Origin of the sequence: Salipiger sp. PrR007 (assembly GCF_010499845.1) — a bacterium.
Taxonomy (GTDB): domain Bacteria; phylum Pseudomonadota; class Alphaproteobacteria; order Rhodobacterales; family Rhodobacteraceae; genus Salipiger; species Salipiger pacificus_A.
Genome location: NZ_JAAGOZ010000093.1, coordinates 133,050 through 149,900 on the forward strand (window position 1 = coordinate 133,050; position 16,851 = coordinate 149,900).

The 16,851-nt window shown below is 67.9% G+C and carries 17 protein-coding genes; 14 read left to right on the forward strand and 3 right to left on the reverse strand.

Annotated elements, in window-relative coordinates; translation table 11 throughout:
* Position 1: 1 nt before the first annotated feature.
* From G0Q01_RS25225 to G0Q01_RS25240, 5 genes are read left to right on the forward strand one after another with little or no spacing between them, the layout of a single operon-like run.
* A complete protein-coding gene (locus tag G0Q01_RS25225; protein ID WP_164188965.1) occupies positions 2–304 on the forward strand; it encodes an urease subunit gamma in 303 nt (100 codons plus the stop codon).
* 59 nt (positions 305–363) lie between these two features.
* On the forward strand, positions 364–531 hold the full coding sequence (locus tag G0Q01_RS26660) for a hypothetical protein (protein WP_203595175.1): 168 nt from the start codon (positions 364–366) through the stop codon (positions 529–531).
* Complete coding sequence (locus G0Q01_RS25230) at positions 528–833, forward strand: urease subunit beta (protein WP_164188967.1); 306 nt, start codon at positions 528–530, stop codon at positions 831–833. Before G0Q01_RS26660 ends, G0Q01_RS25230 begins: the two co-directional genes overlap by 4 nt.
* A 32-nt stretch (positions 834–865) precedes the next feature.
* Entirely contained in the window at positions 866–1,195 is a 330-nt protein-coding gene (locus tag G0Q01_RS25235) for an antifreeze protein (protein ID WP_164188969.1), read from the forward strand.
* 27 nt (positions 1,196–1,222) lie between these two features.
* A complete protein-coding gene (locus G0Q01_RS25240) occupies positions 1,223–1,435 on the forward strand; it encodes a hypothetical protein (RefSeq protein WP_108966538.1) in 213 nt (70 codons plus the stop codon).
* A gap of 93 nt (positions 1,436–1,528) precedes the next feature.
* Here G0Q01_RS25240 and G0Q01_RS25245 read toward each other — a convergent pair whose 3' ends face one another.
* Complete coding sequence (locus G0Q01_RS25245; RefSeq protein ID WP_164188971.1) at positions 1,529–2,371, reverse strand: c-type cytochrome; 843 nt, start codon at positions 2,369–2,371, stop codon at positions 1,529–1,531.
* A gap of 70 nt (positions 2,372–2,441) precedes the next feature.
* On the opposite strand from G0Q01_RS25245, the gene G0Q01_RS25250 reads away from it, so the two are divergent.
* From G0Q01_RS25250 to G0Q01_RS25280, 7 genes are all read left to right on the forward strand, one after another.
* Positions 2,442–2,828, forward strand: a complete 387-nt coding sequence (locus G0Q01_RS25250; RefSeq protein WP_235940394.1) for a lysozyme inhibitor LprI family protein — start codon at positions 2,442–2,444, stop codon at positions 2,826–2,828.
* Between the two features lie 20 nt (positions 2,829–2,848).
* The gene (ureC, locus tag G0Q01_RS25255) at positions 2,849–4,588 is read left to right on the forward strand and encodes an urease subunit alpha (RefSeq protein ID WP_108966533.1); all 1,740 of its coding nucleotides are present in this window, start codon (positions 2,849–2,851) and stop codon (positions 4,586–4,588) included.
* A gap of 445 nt (positions 4,589–5,033) precedes the next feature.
* The gene (locus G0Q01_RS25260) at positions 5,034–5,252 is read left to right on the forward strand and encodes a DUF1127 domain-containing protein (RefSeq protein ID WP_108966531.1); all 219 of its coding nucleotides are present in this window, start codon (positions 5,034–5,036) and stop codon (positions 5,250–5,252) included.
* 138 nt (positions 5,253–5,390) lie between these two features.
* Positions 5,391–5,990: an urease accessory protein UreE gene (locus G0Q01_RS25265; RefSeq protein ID WP_164188975.1), complete on the forward strand. Its 600-nt coding sequence runs from the start codon at positions 5,391–5,393 to the stop codon at positions 5,988–5,990.
* Complete coding sequence (locus G0Q01_RS25270; protein WP_164188977.1) at positions 5,980–6,615, forward strand: urease accessory protein UreF; 636 nt, start codon at positions 5,980–5,982, stop codon at positions 6,613–6,615. Before G0Q01_RS25265 ends, G0Q01_RS25270 begins: the two co-directional genes overlap by 11 nt.
* Before the next feature lie 16 nt (positions 6,616–6,631).
* On the forward strand, positions 6,632–7,264 hold the full coding sequence (ureG, locus tag G0Q01_RS25275; protein ID WP_164188979.1) for an urease accessory protein UreG: 633 nt from the start codon (positions 6,632–6,634) through the stop codon (positions 7,262–7,264).
* Positions 7,261–8,232, forward strand: a complete 972-nt coding sequence (locus tag G0Q01_RS25280) for a ketopantoate reductase family protein (RefSeq protein ID WP_164188981.1) — start codon at positions 7,261–7,263, stop codon at positions 8,230–8,232. The genes ureG and G0Q01_RS25280 overlap by 4 nt, the downstream gene beginning before the upstream one ends.
* Before the next feature lie 231 nt (positions 8,233–8,463).
* Here G0Q01_RS25280 and G0Q01_RS25285 read toward each other — a convergent pair whose 3' ends face one another.
* Positions 8,464–13,332 carry a translocation/assembly module TamB domain-containing protein gene (locus tag G0Q01_RS25285; RefSeq protein ID WP_235940395.1) on the reverse strand — a complete coding sequence of 1,623 codons (4,869 nt, stop codon included), beginning with the start codon at positions 13,330–13,332 and terminating at the stop codon, positions 8,464–8,466.
* Positions 13,329–15,149: an autotransporter assembly complex family protein gene (locus G0Q01_RS25290; protein WP_164188982.1), complete on the reverse strand. Its 1,821-nt coding sequence runs from the start codon at positions 15,147–15,149 to the stop codon at positions 13,329–13,331. Before G0Q01_RS25290 ends, G0Q01_RS25285 begins: the two co-directional genes overlap by 4 nt.
* 215 nt (positions 15,150–15,364) lie before the next feature.
* On the opposite strand from G0Q01_RS25290, the gene G0Q01_RS25295 reads away from it, so the two are divergent.
* Together G0Q01_RS25295 and G0Q01_RS25300 are read left to right on the forward strand one after the other, a co-directional pair.
* Positions 15,365–16,276, forward strand: a complete 912-nt coding sequence (locus G0Q01_RS25295; protein WP_164188984.1) for an NAD(P)-dependent oxidoreductase — start codon at positions 15,365–15,367, stop codon at positions 16,274–16,276.
* A 4-nt stretch (positions 16,277–16,280) separates the two neighbouring features.
* Complete coding sequence (locus tag G0Q01_RS25300; RefSeq protein ID WP_164213957.1) at positions 16,281–16,844, forward strand: DedA family protein; 564 nt, start codon at positions 16,281–16,283, stop codon at positions 16,842–16,844.
* Positions 16,845–16,851: the final 7 nt, after the last annotated feature.

Consider the following 16,851-nt stretch of genomic DNA (forward strand, 5'->3'; position numbering starts at 1 on the left):
CATGCAACTGACTCCCCGCGAAAAGGACAAGCTTCTGGTGGCGCTCGCCGCCGAGGTGGCCCGCAAGCGCCTCGCGCGCGGCGTGAAGCTGAACTACCCAGAGGCCGTGGCGCTGATCACCGACGCGGTGGTCGAAGGCGCCCGCGACGGCCGCTCCGTCGCCGAGATGATGGAGGCCGGCGCGCAGGTCATCACCGCCGAGCAATGCATGGAAGGCATCCCCGAGATGGTGCACGAAGTGCAGGTCGAGGCGACCTTCCCGGACGGCACCAAGCTGGTGACCGTGCACAATCCCATTCGGTAAAGCCGGGTTCTCGGGAACCTCCGGGGCCACGAGGCACTTTGAAGACCACAGGTGACAAAATGAAATACCTCCTTCCGATCCTTGCCCTGCCGCTCGCAACCCCGGCGCTCGCGCATTCCGGCGCGCACCTGCACCCGCATGGCGCCGAGACGTGGTTGACCGCCGTGGCGGTGCTGGCCGTGGCGGCCTGCGCCGGCTGGCGCATGTTTGGCGGTGGTCGCAAATGATCCCGGGCGAGATCCTTCCCGCCGCCGGTGAGCTTGTGCTCAACGATGACCGCGAGGCGATCACCCTGATGGTCGCCAACACCGGCGACCGCCCGGTGCAAGTGGGGTCGCACTACCATTTCGCCGAGACCAACCCGGCGCTCGACTTCGACCGCGATGCGGCGCGCGGCCTTCGGCTCGACATCGCGGCGGGCACCGCCGTTCGCTTCGAGCCCGGCCAGCGTCGCGAGGTTCAGCTCATCCCGTTCTCGGGAGAGCGCAAGATCTACGGCTTCAACCAGAAGGTCATGGGGGCACTCTGAGGTCTCCTCTTCCAGCGATAGGGACGGCAAGCATGTTCGAAGCATTTACGGCACTGACCGGCAGCATGATGCGGCTGGGGTTCCTCGGCGCCGAGGCGCAGAGCGTGATGACCTACCGGATGCTGGGGTTCGCCGGCATGTGGTCGGTTCCCTCGACCGAGGTCTACCGGATGACCGCCGAGAAGGGTCCGGCCTTCATCCAGGCTTGGTCGCAAGCGAGCGCGGCGATGATGCGCGGCGCGCCCGCGCCGGTGGTGATCAACGCGTTTTCCCGACCGCTGGAAGTGAAAGCCCGCCGCAACCGCAAGCGGCTGAGCCGGCGCGGGCCGCAGTTCCGCCCCGGTCAGCGCTCGGGCTGGTAGGCGCGGTCAGGGCAGGGAGGAGCGGCGATGGTCTACCTGACACCCTTCGACTGGGCGGCGCTTATGCTGCGCGGCGCGAGCCAGATGCTCGCGGTCCAGGCGCAATGGACCGAGGTTTACCTTGGCCATGTCCGCAGGCGGGGGGCTGCAATGCCGACCGCCAAGGCGACCGTGCTGCCCTTCGTGCGCCCGGCGCCCCTGGCAACGATGGGCATCTGCGGCCCGGCGCGGGTGAAGTGAGGGCCCGCCTTGCACGCAGCGAGCCACGCATATTCCTCTTTGGTCAGGCCGGCCCCGGCGCGCCAGCGACTGGCACGCCGGGGTGCGTATCTCTCAGGCGTCGGGCAGCGGCGGCAGGCTACGCAGGTAGAGCACGACGGCATCGAGATCGCCCTCGGTCATATGCGCGAAATAGCCATAGGGCATGGGCGGCATCATCGCCGAGCCGTCGGGCCGCGTGCCAGTGGTGATCATCTTCTTCAGATCGTCGTCGCTGTAGCCCGCCAGCCCGTCCTCGGAGCTGGTGAGATTGGGCGCGGTGACGCTGCCCCAGGGGCCGTGGAATTCGAATCCGCCCTGACCGAGGTGCTCGGGATCGGTCATCGGGCCCTTGTCGCTCATCGGCGAATGGCACTCCATGCAATGGCTGACGGCGGTGGCGAGGTATTGGCCGTAGTCCGCCGACACGCCGCGCGCGGGCGGGGTGATGCTCTCGACCGGCGGGCCGTAGGCCGGGGGCAGGGGGATGTTGTAGACCGAGTCCGGGACTTCGTTGTCGACAGCCGGGAGCGTCCGCAGGAAGGCGACGATCGAAGCCAGATCGTCATCGCCAAGACCGCGGTACATGGCGATGGGCATGGGCGGGCCGATCACCGAACCGTCGGGCAGGATGCCCTCGCGGATGGCGCGGGCCAGCTCTGCGTCGGTCCAATCCGCGACCGCGCCGGCCGGGGTGATATTGGGGGCATAGGCGGTGAACATGGGGTTGTCTTCCACGAGGCGCCCGCCGAGCTCCTTGCTCATGTCGAACCCCGCCTCGCCGAAAGGCGTGTGGCAATTGCCGCAGCCCGCCGGACCCCTGACCAGATATTCGCCGCGGGCGACATCGCCCTCCGCGGCAGCAGCCCCGGCGCCGAGCGCCAGCAGCGAAAGTCCCGCAATCGTCGACCTGGACATTCCAATCTCCTTGCTGATGAACTGGCTGGGAGGAAAAATGAACTTTGCCTGCTTGCCCGGAAGGTTACTCTTGTCCCCTAGTCTTACAAAGCGAATTCGCATTGCCGCCCTTGCAGGGATATCGCTGCTTGCGCTGACTTCGGCCGAGCCGGCCCGCGCCGAATGCGCCGACGCTGTAACCACCGTCGAGATGCGCGCCTGCGCAGCGCAGGAATACGAGGCCGCCGACGCCGAGCTGAACGCGGTCTACGCGCAGGTGAAAGCTGCCGTGTCCAAGGAGGTCATGGGCTATGTCCGCGAGGCGCAGCGGGCCTGGATCCCCTTCCGAGACGCGGCCTGTTCCGCCGAGGCGGCCCCTTACGCAGGCGGTACGATCCAGCCGCAGATCGGGACCGACTGCAAGACGAGACTCACCCGGCGCCGCAGCGAAGATCTGCGCGCGCTCTTGCCGAATTGACCAACCCGAGGACGACCCGAATGCCCGCAACGATTTCCCGCCGCGACTATGCCGCCATGTTCGGTCCCACCACCGGGGACAAGGTGCGGCTTGCAGACACCGACCTCATCATTGAGGTCGAGCGCGATCTCACCGCCTCGCTTGCCGGCGGGGGCACGCGCGCGCTCTACGGCGAAGAGGTGAAATTCGGCGGCGGCAAGGTGATCCGCGACGGCATGGGCCAGTCGCAGTACACCCGCGCGCAGGGCGCCGTGGACACGGTGATCACCAATGCGCTGATCGTTGACCATACCGGCATCTACAAGGCGGACGTGGGCCTGAAGGACGGGCGCATCGCCAAGATCGGCAAGGCGGGCAACCCCGACACCCAGCCGGGTGTGAACATCATCGCGGGTCCCGGCACGGAGGTGATCGCGGGCGAGGGGCGTATCCTCACCGCAGGCGGCATGGACAGCCACATCCACTTTATCTGCCCGCAGCAGATCGAGGACGCCCTGCATTCGGGCCTGACCACGATGCTTGGCGGCGGCACCGGCCCTGCGCACGGCACGCTGGCGACGACCTGCACCCCGGGGCCGTGGCACCTTGGCCGGATGATGCAGGCCGCCGACGCCTTCCCGATGAACCTGGCCTTCGCCGGCAAGGGCAACGCCTCGCTGCCCGCGGCGCTGGAAGAGCAGATCAGGGGCGGTGCCTGCTGCCTCAAGCTGCACGAGGATTGGGGCACCACCCCGGCGGCCATAGACACCTGCCTGTCGGTGGCCGACGACTGGGATGTGCAGGTGATGATCCACACCGACACGCTCAATGAATCGGGCTTCGTCGAGAACACCGTCGCGGCGATGAAGGGCCGCACCATCCACGCCTTCCACACCGAAGGGGCAGGGGGCGGTCACGCGCCGGACATCATCAAGATCTGCGGCGAGGAGTTCGTGCTTCCGTCATCCACGAACCCGACCCGGCCTTACACGGTCAACACGCTCGAGGAACACCTCGACATGCTGATGGTCTGCCATCACCTCGACAAGTCGATCCCCGAGGACGTGGCCTTTGCCGAGAGCCGCATCCGCCGCGAAACCATCGCCGCCGAGGACATCCTGCACGACATGGGGGCCTTCTCGATCATCGCTTCGGACAGCCAGGCCATGGGCCGCGTCGGCGAGGTGATCATCCGCACCTGGCAGACCGCCGACAAGATGAAGAAGCAGCGCGGCAAGCTGGCCGAGGAACAGGGCGACAACGACAACTTCCGCGTCCGCCGCTACATCGCCAAGTACACGATCAACCCGGCGATCGCGCATGGCATCAGCCAGCACATCGGCTCGATCGAGGAAGGTAAGCGCGCCGATCTGGTGCTCTGGAATCCGGCCTTCTTTGGCGTGAAGCCCGAGATGGTGCTGATGGGCGGCACCATCGTCTGCGCGCAGATGGGCGATCCCAATGCCTCGATCCCGACGCCGCAGCCGGTCTACACCCGCCCGATGTGGGGCGCCTATGGCCGCTCGGTCGAGAATTCGGCGGTGATCTTCGTATCGGAGGCGGCACAGGCCGACGGTTTGCGTGACAAGCTCGGCATCGCCAAGCAGACGCTGGCGGTGAAGAACACCCGCGGCATCGGCAAGAAGGACCTGATCCTCAACGACGCGCTGCCGCATGTCGAGGTGAACCCCGAGACCTACGAGGTGCGCGCCAACGGCGAGCTGCTGACTTGCGAGCCCGCCAAGGAGCTGCCGATGGCGCAGCGCTACTTCCTCTACTGACGCCCGCCACCGCAGCGGAGCTCATGACGCCGGCCCGTTGCCACGGGCCGGCGTCTCTGTTCCCAGACGGTGAGTCTCAAGGGGGCCGAATCCGGGTCGAGCCGTGCAAAAAGCGCAGATCGCGCCCCGGATCCAAGCTTGCCGGATGCGCCCGAAAATTCGGCAGCCTCCCCGCCTGCGCATGGCTGCCCTCGGCTAAATGACGCGTCTTGCAGAGTTTTTTACGGCAATTGTTCGCAAAACGCCGCCCATTTATGCGTCAAATAATTTTGCATCCCTCCTAGGGCGGCGTGAGTAATAAAATTATCTGTGATCTTTGCATGGCTGGGGGGCCGGCTATGCACATGCAGCATTTGTTGTTCCCGGGTGCCTGACCTATCTTGGCTGTCAAGGGAGGAAACCAAAACCGAACGCAACGAACTCAAACGCTAGGATAGGTTTCCAAATGGCATTTCTGACTGCATCCGCACGCACTGAACAGGCACCGTTCTTCTCGCGCTTCTTCGCCGCAATCGGCAACGGCCTCGTTGCACTGGGTGAAGCAAACCCGCGCCTGCGCAAGATCGAAGCCCTGCAGCGTCTTTCCGACGAGCAACTGGCCGAGCGTGGCATCCGTCGCGAAGACATCGCGCGTCACGTCTTCCAGGACGTCTTCTACCTCTGAGTTCCTTGGGGCGCGCAAGCGCCGCAGAACTCGGCACATCAAGGCCACGCCCCGGTGATCCCGGCGCGTGGCCTTGCCTTTTCCGGTCGTTGGTCCGAGGGTGCTGGCGCAATCCAGACGATCCCCGGAGCCCTCCTCATGACAGCCCCCTCGACAAGCCTGTCCGTGTCCCACGAGATCGCCCGCAAGGGCGTCGTTCCCGAAGCGAGCCTGAGCGTGACCCTCAGCTACGAGGATCGCTTTCTCCGCCGCAAGGTGCTGAAGAGCGACCAAGGCGAGAGCTTCCTCGTCGATCTCGCGCACACCGAGAGTCTCGACCAGGGCGACGCCTTTGTACTGACCGACGGGCGCGCGGTGCGCGTCGAGGCCGCCGCCGAGCCGCTGCTGGCGGTGAGCGGAGCAGACCTGCCGCGGCTTGCGTGGCACATCGGCAACCGCCACACTCCCTGCCAGATCGAAGCCGCGCGGCTGCTGATCCAGCGCGACCACGTGATCCGCGACATGCTCGCCCATATCGGCGCGACCGTGGACGAGGTGCTCGAGCCGTTCACCCCCGAGGGCGGGGCCTATGGCCACGGCCGCACCCACGGCCATGACCACTCGCATGCGCACGGGCCAGAGGGGCACGCGCACAGCCACTCCCATTCGCACAGCCATGCGCACGCCCATGATCACGATCATGCGCACAGCCACAGCCACAGCCATTCCCACGGTCCCGCGCACGCGCATGACGACTGATCCGCTGCTGACGCTGCACCAACTTTTCTCGCCGGCCTTCCCGGTGGGCGCCTTTGCCTATTCGCACGGGCTCGAGACGCTGGTGCAGGAGGGCCGCGTCACCACCGCCGCGCAGCTGCAGGGCTGGCTCGAGGCGGTGCTCGAACACGGCGCAGGCTGGAGCGACGCGGTGCTTCTTGCGCAGGTATCGCAGGGCGGGGACGTTGCAGAGCTGACGGACCTCGCCACGGCGCTCACCCCCTCCGCCGAGCGGCGGCTCGAGACAGTGAAACAGGGCGAGGCCTTTGCCGCCACCGTCCGCGATCTGTGGCAGGCCGATATCCTCCCCGCGCCCTATCCCGTGGCAGTGGGGCAGGCCGTGCGCGCGCTGGATCTGCCGCTGCTACCGGCGCTGCAACTCTACCTTCTGGCCTTCGCCTCGAACCTTGCGGCCGCCGGCATCCGCCTGATCCCGCTCGGCCAGACGGAGGGGCAGGCGGTGATCCGTGCGCTCTCGCCGCTCTGCGAGGCGCTCGCGGCCCGCGCAATGACCGCCAGCCTTGATGAGATCGGCGGCTTCTCCCCGCTCTCGGACGTTGCCAGCCAGCGCCACGAGGCGCTCTATTCCCGTATCTTCCGATCCTGACACCTCTGGAGACCACATGACTTCCCCCAACGGACCCCTCCGCGTCGGCCTCGGCGGCCCCGTGGGCGCCGGCAAGACCACCCTCACCGCGGCGCTGGCCCGCGCCCTGCGCGACCGGCTCTCGATGGCCGTGGTGACCAATGACATCTACACCCGCGAGGACGCCGAGGAGCTGATGCGCCAGCAGATCCTGCCGCTCGACCGCATCAAGGGTGTCGAGACCGGCGGCTGCCCGCATACGGCGATCCGCGAGGATGCCTCGATCAACCTTGCCGCCATCGCCGAGCTGAACGCGGCCTTCCCCGACCTCGACCTGATCCTCATCGAAAGCGGCGGCGACAACCTTTCTGCGACGTTCTCGCCGGAGCTGGCCGACGTGACGATCTACGTGATCGACGTGGCCGCGGGCGAGGAAATCCCGCGCAAGGGCGGTCCGGCGATCACCAAGTCGGACATCCTCGTGATCAACAAGACCGACCTCGCGCCCTACGTCGGCGCCTCGCTCGAGGTGATGGAGCGCGACGCCACGCGGATGCGGGCGGGCAAGCCCTTTGTCTTTGCCCAGGTCAAGCACGGCGAGGGCGTGGACGAGATCGTCTCGCTGCTCGCCAAGATCGGCGGACTGCCTCTGGCGGAGGCGGTGGCATGAGCCGGATCGTCATCCTTGGCGTTGGAGCCGTCGGCGGCACGCTGGCGGTCAAGCTGACCCTTGCCGGGCAGGAGGTGCTGGGCATCGCCCGTGGCGCGCAGCTCGAGGCGATCCGCGCTGGTGGGCTGACGCTGCTGACGCCCGAGGGCGCCTTGCAGGCCGAATTCCCCTGCGTGGCCAGCCCCGCCGAGGCGCAGCTGCGTCCGGACGACGTGATCTTCCTGTGCGTGAAGACCCAGCACACCGAGGCCGCGCTCATGCAGCTGCGCGACGCGGGGCTGCAGGACCAACATGTCTTCTGTTTCCAGAACGGCGTCGAGAACGAGCGGCTGGCGCTGCGTTACTTCCCCAACGTGCACGGGGTGACGGTGATGCTTCCGGCGGACTTCGTGCAGCCGGGCGAAGTGGTCTGCTACGGCGCGCCCTGCATCGGCTCGTTTGACATCGGGCGCTACCCCTCGGGCTTCGACGCCGCGGACACCGCGCTCGTCGCGCGGCTCGAGGCTGCGGGTTTCCCCTCTGCCACGCGCGCGGCGGTGATGGAACGAAAATATGGCAAACTCCTGATGAACCTCGGCAATATCGTGGGTGCTGCGCTTGGCGAAGAGGTCGACAGCACCGCAGTCACCGCTGCGCTCAAGGCCGAGGCCGAGGCGGTCATGGCCAAGGCGGAGATCGACTGGTCGGACCCCGCCGAGGAGGACGACAAGCGCGCGGCGCAGCTGAAGATCGTCGAGGTGCCGGGGGTGACACGGGTCGGCAGCTCGACGGCGCAGAGCCTCGCGCGCGGGGCCGGCTCGGTCGAGACCGACTACCTGAACGGCGAGGTCGCGCTGCTGGGCCGGCTGCACGGCGTGCCCACCCCCTGCAACGCCTGGTTCACCGCGCTTGCCGCCCGGTTGGTGCGCGACGGTGCCGCGCCGGGGGCGGTGACGCTGGCCGAGGTCGAGGCCGCGCTGGGGCTCTGAGCAGAGGCCAGAGCGTCGCGATAACGCGTTTCGGGGACGATGCGGTAGAAACGACCGCCGATCACCCCGAACCGCCCTCGGGCCGGAAGAGCCTGATCCATGACGCCGCTCTCCCGGATGACCGACTGTGCCGTTCTGGAGAGCCGCAGAGCCGCAGGCAAGAATTGCACCATTGATGAAAAAGGGGTGTCCCCGCGGGGACACCCCTAGATGTTTTGGCGGCGCGGCGCCTTAGTAGTCGTGCTCGTAATAGATGCCGAGCGTGCTGTCGCCCTCCGAGGTCACGCTGCCCTTTGCCTTGAGGCTGGGGGTGATCTTGATGTTGAGGTTGACCGCGCTGCCGCCGCCGGAGTCGACTTCGACGTCGGTGTAGATGTCCTCCGAGATGTACTTGCCGAGCCGCAGCCCGGCCTCGCCCTCGTCGTTCGTGGTCACGTCGAGATCGTCCAGCCCGAGGTTCTGCCTCAGCCCGTCGACCGCGCCGGAGCCGCGCCCGGCGAGCGTGTTCACCGCCGCCGCGATCTGCAGCGCCTGGAAGCCCGAGATCTCGGTGATGTCACGTCCGAAAAGCAGCAATGCCAGCACCTCTTCCTCGGGGCGCGAGGGATCGGAGGAGAACTCGACTTCGGGCTCCGTGGCGAGTCCGGTGATGCTGACGGTCACCGTGGTGCTCTCGACCTGCGAGGTGGCGGCGATATCCAGCGTCGGGATGAACTCTCCGGTGAGCGCCATGGTCGCCCGGTCCAGCGTGAGCCGCTGGCCGAGGATGTCGAGCCGGCCGCGGATCAGGTCGAACCGGCCTTGCGGGATCACGTCGGCCGAGCTGCCGGTGATGCGCAGCGCGCCGCCAAGCTCCATGTCGAGGCCACGGCCGCGCACGAAGATCTGCTGCGGCGCACGGATCACCAGGTCGAGCGGCAGCGCGTAGGCCGAGCCGCCGCCTTGCTTCTCCTCGTCGATCATCCCGGCCCGGATGCGGGTCACGCGCGAGCCGAAGGGCTCGGAGACATGGGTCAGCACGAAGCCATGGCTGCCCGGCCCGAGCCCGGTTTCGGGGATGCGGATTTCGGCGTTGTCGATAAGGATCTCGCCGCCGATCGTAGGCCCGGTGAGCAGTGGCCCCGAGATCGTGACGTTGCCGCCGAGCTGCACCTGGTAGAGCCGCCGGTCCTCGAGCACGAGGTCGTCGAGCGCAATGACGAGGTTGGCGGGGAAATCGCCGCTCATGCCGATGGTGCCGTCGACGTTGATCCGCCCGCCGGTGGCCAGCGCGGTCGAGGCGGTCAAGCTGGTCTGCCCGCCCGAGACATTGGCGTTGAGGTTGAGCCCGGTGAACTCGAGCCCGGCGGTGGGCACGATGACGCGCGCGCCGTTGACCGTGACATTGCCGGACAGGGAGTTCAGCGCCAGCGGTCCGTTCAGCTGCATGTTGAAATTCGCCATGCCGGACATGAGGTTGGGCGAGGCCACCTGATTGGCCAGCTCGAGCGGCGCATTGCCGGTGATCGCCAGGTTGGCGCTGCCGAAGTCCTGCGCGATGCTGCCCGAGACCTGCGCCCGCGTGCCGCCGGGGGCGGTGAGGTTGGTCTGCACTTGGTACTGGCCGCCGTTCTGGGTCAGCGTGCCCTCGGCGGTGGCGCGGCCGGGGAGCTGTGGCACCAGAAGGCCCAGATCGCGCAGCGCGACATTGTAGGTGATGCTGCTGTCACCGGTGCCATAGGTGCCATTGGCGGTGGCGGTGATCTCGCGCGTCTGCACCTCGAGCTGTTGCACGTTCAGCGCCCCGTCCGCATCTCGGCTCAGTTGCACCACGGCGCGGCCGTCGCCGCCAACGAGCTGGTCGACGGTGGGGATGCCAAGCGCCAGCGCGCGGGTGTCGAGCCGCCCATCGGCCGTAAGGCTGCCATCCTCGAGGTTGTAGGCGACGTTGCCGTCGAAGTTGACCCCGCCCGAAAGCGGCTGGCCGACCAGCGGCGCATAGGCGTTCAGCGAGGCGACCGAGGCGGTGCCATCGAAGCCCACCGCGCCGAGCTTGCCGCCGCCGAGCTTCTCGGCGGTGACGCGGCCCTGCGCGTTCGCCTCGCCCGGGCCGGAGCCGCTGAAGTCGAGCTGATAGGCGCCGTCACTTTCCTGCAGGGTGCCCCTGAGCTGCGCGCCGCCGGTGACGCCGGGCTGGATCAGCGACATGTCGGGCAGCGAGATGTCGAAGCTGGCGTTGCTGAGGCCGCTCTCGGCCGAGCGCTCCTTGCCGAGCAGCGCGGCGGTGTAGACATCGCCCTGCGCGGTGACCTGGATTGCCTGGCCGTTCACGTCGAGCTGCCGGATCTGCACCAGATCACCGTCATAGGCGACCGAAGCGTCGAGATCGACCGTGCCGGTGAGCAGCCCGTCCAGCTGCGCGATGCCGGTGCCGAGATCACGCGTGGTGCCGTCGAGCACCGCGTCGGCGGCGCCGGTGGCCATGTCGTAGGAGACGTCGGCGGTGAGGTTCAGCCCGCCCGCCAGCGCGCGTCCGACGAGCGGCTCGTAAATCGACAGGTCAGAGGCCGCGAGGTCGCCATCGAAGGTGACCATGCCGAGGCTGCCATCGGCCCGTTTCTCGGCGCTGGCCTTTCCGATGATGCGCACGTCGCCCGGCGCGGTGGCGTCGAGGTCGAGCAGGTAGGCGTTGCCCTCTTCCTGCAGCGTGCCGGTGAACCGTGCGGGGCCGGTGATCTCGGGCTGGATCAGCGACATGTCGGGCAGGGAGATGTCGAAGCTGGCGTTGCTCTGGCCTGCACTTGCCGACGGGGTGCCGCCCAGCAGGGCGGCGGTATAGACCTCGCCTTCGGCCGAGACCTGCACAGCCTGACCGTTCACCGTCAGCTGGCGGATCTGCGCCAGATCGCCATCATAGGCAACCGAGGCGTCAAGATCGACCGCCCCGGTGAGCAGCCCGTCCACCTGCGCGATGCCGGTTTCGACGTTGGTCAGCCGACCGTTCAGCACGGCATCGATGGCGCCGCCGTCGAGCGTATAGGTGACGTCGGTTTTCAGATCGACGCCGCCCGCCAGCGGTCTTCCAGCCAGCGGGGCATAGGCCGCCAGGTCCTGCGCCGCGGCATCGCCCATGAAGCGCAGGAACCCGATGCCGCCACCTTCGAGCTTGCTTGCGGTCAGCAGACCATCGAGATCGGTGCCGCCCGGCGCGGTGCCCTCGATGTCGAGGCGGTAGGCTTCGGGGGTCTCGTCGAGCGTGCCGGAGACCTGCACCGCGCCCGAAAGCCCGTCCTGCACCTTCGACACGTCCGGTATAGAGATGTCGAAGGTGCCGGTGCTGCCGCCGGTCTGCAGCTTGGCCTCGGCAGTGGCCTTGAGACCCTCGCCCGAGAGGTCGAGGCGGCGCAGCTCGGTGCCTTCCTCGTTGCGGACTGCAGAGGCGAATAGCTCGACCTGCCCCTCGAGCAGGCCGTCGGCCTGCGCGATGCCGGTCTTCAGATCGAGGGTGCGGCCCTGCGCGGTGATGTCGAAGCGGCCCGCGACCGGCTCGATCGAGCCCTTTACCGCAAGGTCGGCATCGCCGCCGAGAGGGCGCCCGGCAAGGCCGGAGAAGCGGCCGATGTCTTTGGCCTTCACGCTGAGGTCGGGCTCGATGATGATATTGCCGCTGTTGCCGAGGCCCGAGAAGGTCACGTCTCCGTCGAGCGAGAGCCCCGCGCCGCCGAAGTCGATCTGCCGCAGGTAGAGTGGATCGCCCGCTTGCCAGTCGATCTGCATGACGCCCCTCAACTCCTCGCCCGCGGCGTCGGCCATGGAGGCGTCGGCGAAGTCGAGGCCGGTGGCATCGAAGGTCAGCTGCGCCTCGACTCCGCCAGGCAGGGAGGCGCCGGCGCTGCGGCGGATGGTGCCGCGCCCGGCGATGTCGGCGCGGTCGATGGACATGTTGGGGCGGTCGATGCCCTCGGCGACCAGATCGAGGATGAAGGCCTCGCCCTGCGATGCGTCGAAGTCGAGCGTCAGCGTGGCGGTGTCGAGCATGGTGACGTCGCCGGACATGGCCAGCCGCACCGGGCTGCCGTCGTCGGAGGCGATTTCCCCGTCGAGTTTCAGCAGCTCGGGCCAGCCGTCTGCGCCGATCCGTGCCGAGCCGGTGAGCGAGACCATTGCGGTTTGCAGGTCCAGCTTTTCCAGATCGAGCGTGCCGTCCGAGCCCTGCAGGCCCGTGACTTGAAGGCTCTGCTCGGGTCCGAAGAAGTCGCGGTGCTCCTCTGGCAGCAGCGGGCGGAGGTCGCCCGAGAGATCGGCGGTGAACTGGCGCCCGGCTTCGGAGCTGCCCTGCAGCGTGACCTGTCCCCCCAGCCGTTCCTCGCCATCGGTGGCGAGCTGCAGGTCGGCGGTGAAATCGTCGAGCACGCCGTCGCCCTTGACCGTCAGCGCCAAAGAGGGCGCTCCGGGCAGGCCCAGCTTGGTGCCGACGATTCCGCCGCTGTCCTCTTCGAGCGCGAGGTCGATGTTGAGCGTGCCGCTGTCGTTGGCGTAGCTGCCTGCGAGAGTCAGCGAATCCCGCGGCCCGTCGAGCCGGTTTACCGAAATGTCGGCATTGCCTTCGCCATCCGCGAGTTTGGCCGAGCCTTGGACCTCCAGCGCGATCTCCTCGCCCATCAGCGGGGCGCCGAGTTCGACGCGGGCGATATTCAGCGCGCCGACCTCGACCGAGACGGGCAGATCGGGCAGAGCGAAATCGCCCGAGGCCTCGGGGGCGGGGGCCTCGCCCTCGGTGATCGGGGCACGCGCGATGGCGAGCCGCTCGGCGCTGAGCTCGTTGACGACGAGCTGGCCGCGCAGCAGCGCGGTGCGGCGCCAGTTGAGCTTGGCATTCTCGAGCGTCAGCCAGACGCCGTCGGAGTCGGAAATGGTCATCCGCTCCAGCGTTGCTTCGGAGCTCAGCGCGCCGCGAAAGCCGATGATGCGCACGTCGCGCCCGGCGCCGGAGAGGGAATCCTCGATCAGCCGTTCAAGAAAGCCGCCGCTGTCCTCGTCTTCCTCCTGCGCCAGCGCAGGCGGGGCCGCCAGAAAGAGCGGCAGCAGCAGCAGCATCAAAAGTCTTTTGAGAAGGGTCAAAACGCTTGTCCTATCCCGAGGTAAATCTGAACGCCGTCGCCGGTGTCGCCGCCGGCGGGCATGGCGACATCGAAGCGCAGCGGGCCGATGCCCGTCTTGTAGCGCACGCCGAGACCGGCGCCCGCGTGCCATTCGCCGTCATCGCCGCCGGGGGTGCTGTCGCGGCCGACGTAGCCCGCGTCGTAGAAGACCACCGCGCCGAGGCTTTCGCCGATGTCCTGCCGAAACTCGGCCGAGAGCGCTGCGAAGCTGCGGCCGCCGATGGTGTCGCCGTCGCCGATGTCGATGGCCAGCGACTGATAGGGCTGGCCGCGGACGGTGCCGGCGCCACCGGAATAGAAGAGGTAGTCGGGCGGGGTTTCGTCGATGTCGGGGCCGAGCACCGAGCCCAGCATGACCCGCCCTGCCAGCACCGAGCGCTCGCGTTCGCCGAGCGCGAGATAGCCGCGGAAGTCGCCGTAGAGCCGCGCGCCGTTGGGATCGTCGCGCAGGTTCAGGAAGGGGGTCGCCTCGGCTAGCGCGTAGAAGCCGTGTCGCGGATCGAACTCGTTGTCGCGGCGATCGTATTCGGCCTTCATCGGCAGAGTCAGCAGCTCGAAGGTACGCTCGCCGAGATCGTCGGTGGTCTCGGAGTAAAGATAGCCGACGCCGATTTCGGTGTAGAGATGGTCGGTGAGTTGGCGGGTGATGCCGAGGGTCAGCTCGATGCTGTCCAGATCGTAGTTCGGCTCCTGCAGGTGCTGCAGCTCGGTCTCGAAGAAGCCGTTGGTCTCGGGTCCGATGACGGCGGGCACGTCGAGCCGCCCGGTGAGCGTGTAGTCGAGCGTGTCGGCCTGATCGGTTATGTCGGTGATCGAGGCGTCGAAGCGCAGTCGTTCGGCACCGCCGAGGATGTTGCGGTGCAGCCAGTAGCCGGTGAGCGACAGGCCTTCGAGCGAGCTGATCTCGGCGCCGGCGCCAACGCGCCGCGGCTTGGAGTCGACAACCTGGAGCGTGTAGTCGAGCGTGCCGTCGGGGTTGGGCACCTCCTTCTCGCGCAGGGTGACCGTGGCAAAGGCGCCGGTGCGGGTGAGCCGATCAACCGCATCGTTGACCTCTTGCGGATCGTATATCTCGCCAGTGGGCAGCCCGGCGATGCGTCGCCGGGCGCTGCCGCGCACGGCGCTCTTGCCGACGTTGAGCAGCCGGCCGAAGCGCAGACGCGGGCCGGTGGTCACCCCGAGGTCCACATCGACGTAGCGGCTGACGTGGTTGGCGGTCACATCCTCGCGGGTCAGCTCGGCCTTGGGGTAGCCGACGTTGCGCCAGCCGTCGACGGCTGCCTGCGCGGCGCCGCTGATGGTGCTTGCGCGGGCGCGGTCGCGGGTCTTGAAGTCCGAGGGCAGTTCGGTGCCGGGGGCCAGCGGCGCCACGTTCGTGCGCCCGAAGCGGAAGCTGGGACCGCGCTTGACCAGAACGTCGACACGGTTCACCGACTGCGGCGTGGTGAGCAGCGGGATGTCGGCCGCCTCGCGACCGTCGATGCGGATCGACACTTCGGGTCCGTAATAGCCGTTGGAATAGAGCGTCTCGACGATGATTCCGTAGTCCTGCAGCGCCGCGGCGAGCACGTCCGGCCCCTGGGTCTTGCCGTCGGTCTTGGCACGCACCAGCGCCGAGTAGGTGGTGATCTGGTCCTGAATGTCCTGGTCGAGCTCCGGAAATGCGAAGCTGAGCGTTTCGAAGGCCGAGGCCGGCAGGGCGGCGAGGCTCAGGGCGAGGCTCAGGGAAATAAGAGAGTGCCGAGGGCGCAATGAACTGTCCTTTCTCGAAACCATGCGGGCACCTTAACGCAGCGGAAGTGCTGCGGCTAGGCGCAGCGGCAATAAGGTCAGCGTTCCGGGTGATTTAGCGCTCATCGGTCACGGGGCGACCGTCGATCCGCAGCGGGAGGCCGCCGGGACGCGGAAAAGCCGCGGCGCGGCTTGCCGTAAGGTCGGTGCGGCACTATCCCGATCAACAGGCAGCTTGGCAAAAAGGGCAGGGCATCACGATGGCGACGCAGACCTATGTGACCGGATGCGCCGGCGTGCTCGGCTTCGAAATCCTGCGCGCGTTCGACGCGGCGGGCCTGCCGGTCACCGGCATCTCGCGCAGCGCGCTGCCCGAAGGGGCGGCGGCGCTGCCGCACGTGCGGGTGAGCGACGCACTGCACCCGGGCTGGCTGGCGCCGGGCGATGCGGGGGCCACCATCGTGCATTGCGCCGGCCTGTCGGACGCGCGGCGGCGCTTCGGCTCGATCGGTGAGTTGTCGCAAGAGATCACCCGGCCGCAGACCGATTTCGTCGAGGCGCTGGTGGCGCGCGGCTGGCGCGGGCATTTCATCTACCTGTCCACCGCGGCGGTCTACGGCGACACGGACGCGCTGCCGATCCCCGAGACCCGCGAGCCACAGCCCAAGGGGTATTACGCGCTGCACAAGCTGGCGATGGAGGAGGCACTGCTGTTCCTCGCCGCGCAGCATGGCTTCCGGCTCACTCTGCTGCGGCTTGGAAACCCCTATGGCACGGCGATGCCTGGGCGCGAGCGGGGGGTGATGCGGCTGCTGCTCGATGCGCTGGCCAGCGGCGCGCCTTTCACCGTCTATGGCAGCGGCGAGACCTCGCGCGATTACCTGCACATGGATGACTTCTGCGCCGCGGTGGAGCGGGTGGCGACCGGCCCGCTGCCGGCGGCGGTGACCCGGCTCAACCTCGGCGCGGGCGAGGGATGTTCGCTGAACGCGTTGATCGCGAAGCTGGAGGCGGCCACCGGACGCCAGCTCAACCTCGTCAGCGAACCTTCGGCGCTGGAGGTGAAGTCGAGCGTGCTCGATATCGCGCGCGCGCGACGTGTCCTTGACTGGGCGCCGCGGGTGTCCCTGGACGACGGGCTGGCGCGCATGGTCGCGGACTACGGGCTTTGAGGCGATGATCGACGCGCTGATCGCCAAATACGGTCTGATCATCGTCTACCTCGGCTGCGCGCTCGAAGGCGACACGGTCGCCATCACCTCTGGGCTGCTGGCGCATCACAAGTTGCTGCCGCTCTGGCCGACCCTTGCCGCCGCCTGGGCTGGGGCTTGGAGCGCGGACGCCGTGATCTTCCTGCTGGCGCGGCACTACCGCGATCACCCGCGGGTCCTGCGCCTCCTCGCCCACCCGGTGTCGCAGAAGATGGCGCGGCGGTTCCTTGGGCGTCCGGTCCTGCTGGCCGCGGTCTTCCGATTCCTGCCGGGAATGCGCACGGTGACGCCGGTGCTTTTGGCCACCGGCGCGCGGCTGAGCCCGGCACTTTACCTGCCGCTCACCTGCGTTTCGGCGCTGGTCTGGGCCGGGGTGATGGTGGTCATCGGCCATGGCATCGGCGGGCTGGTGCACCGCATCTGGGGGCATGTGGACCGGACCGAGTTGCTGCTGGCGCTGCCGGTGCTGCTGGTCGCGCTGTTCCTTGGGCACCGGCTGTGGCAGATGCGGCGGGATCTGCGCGAGTAAACCAGCC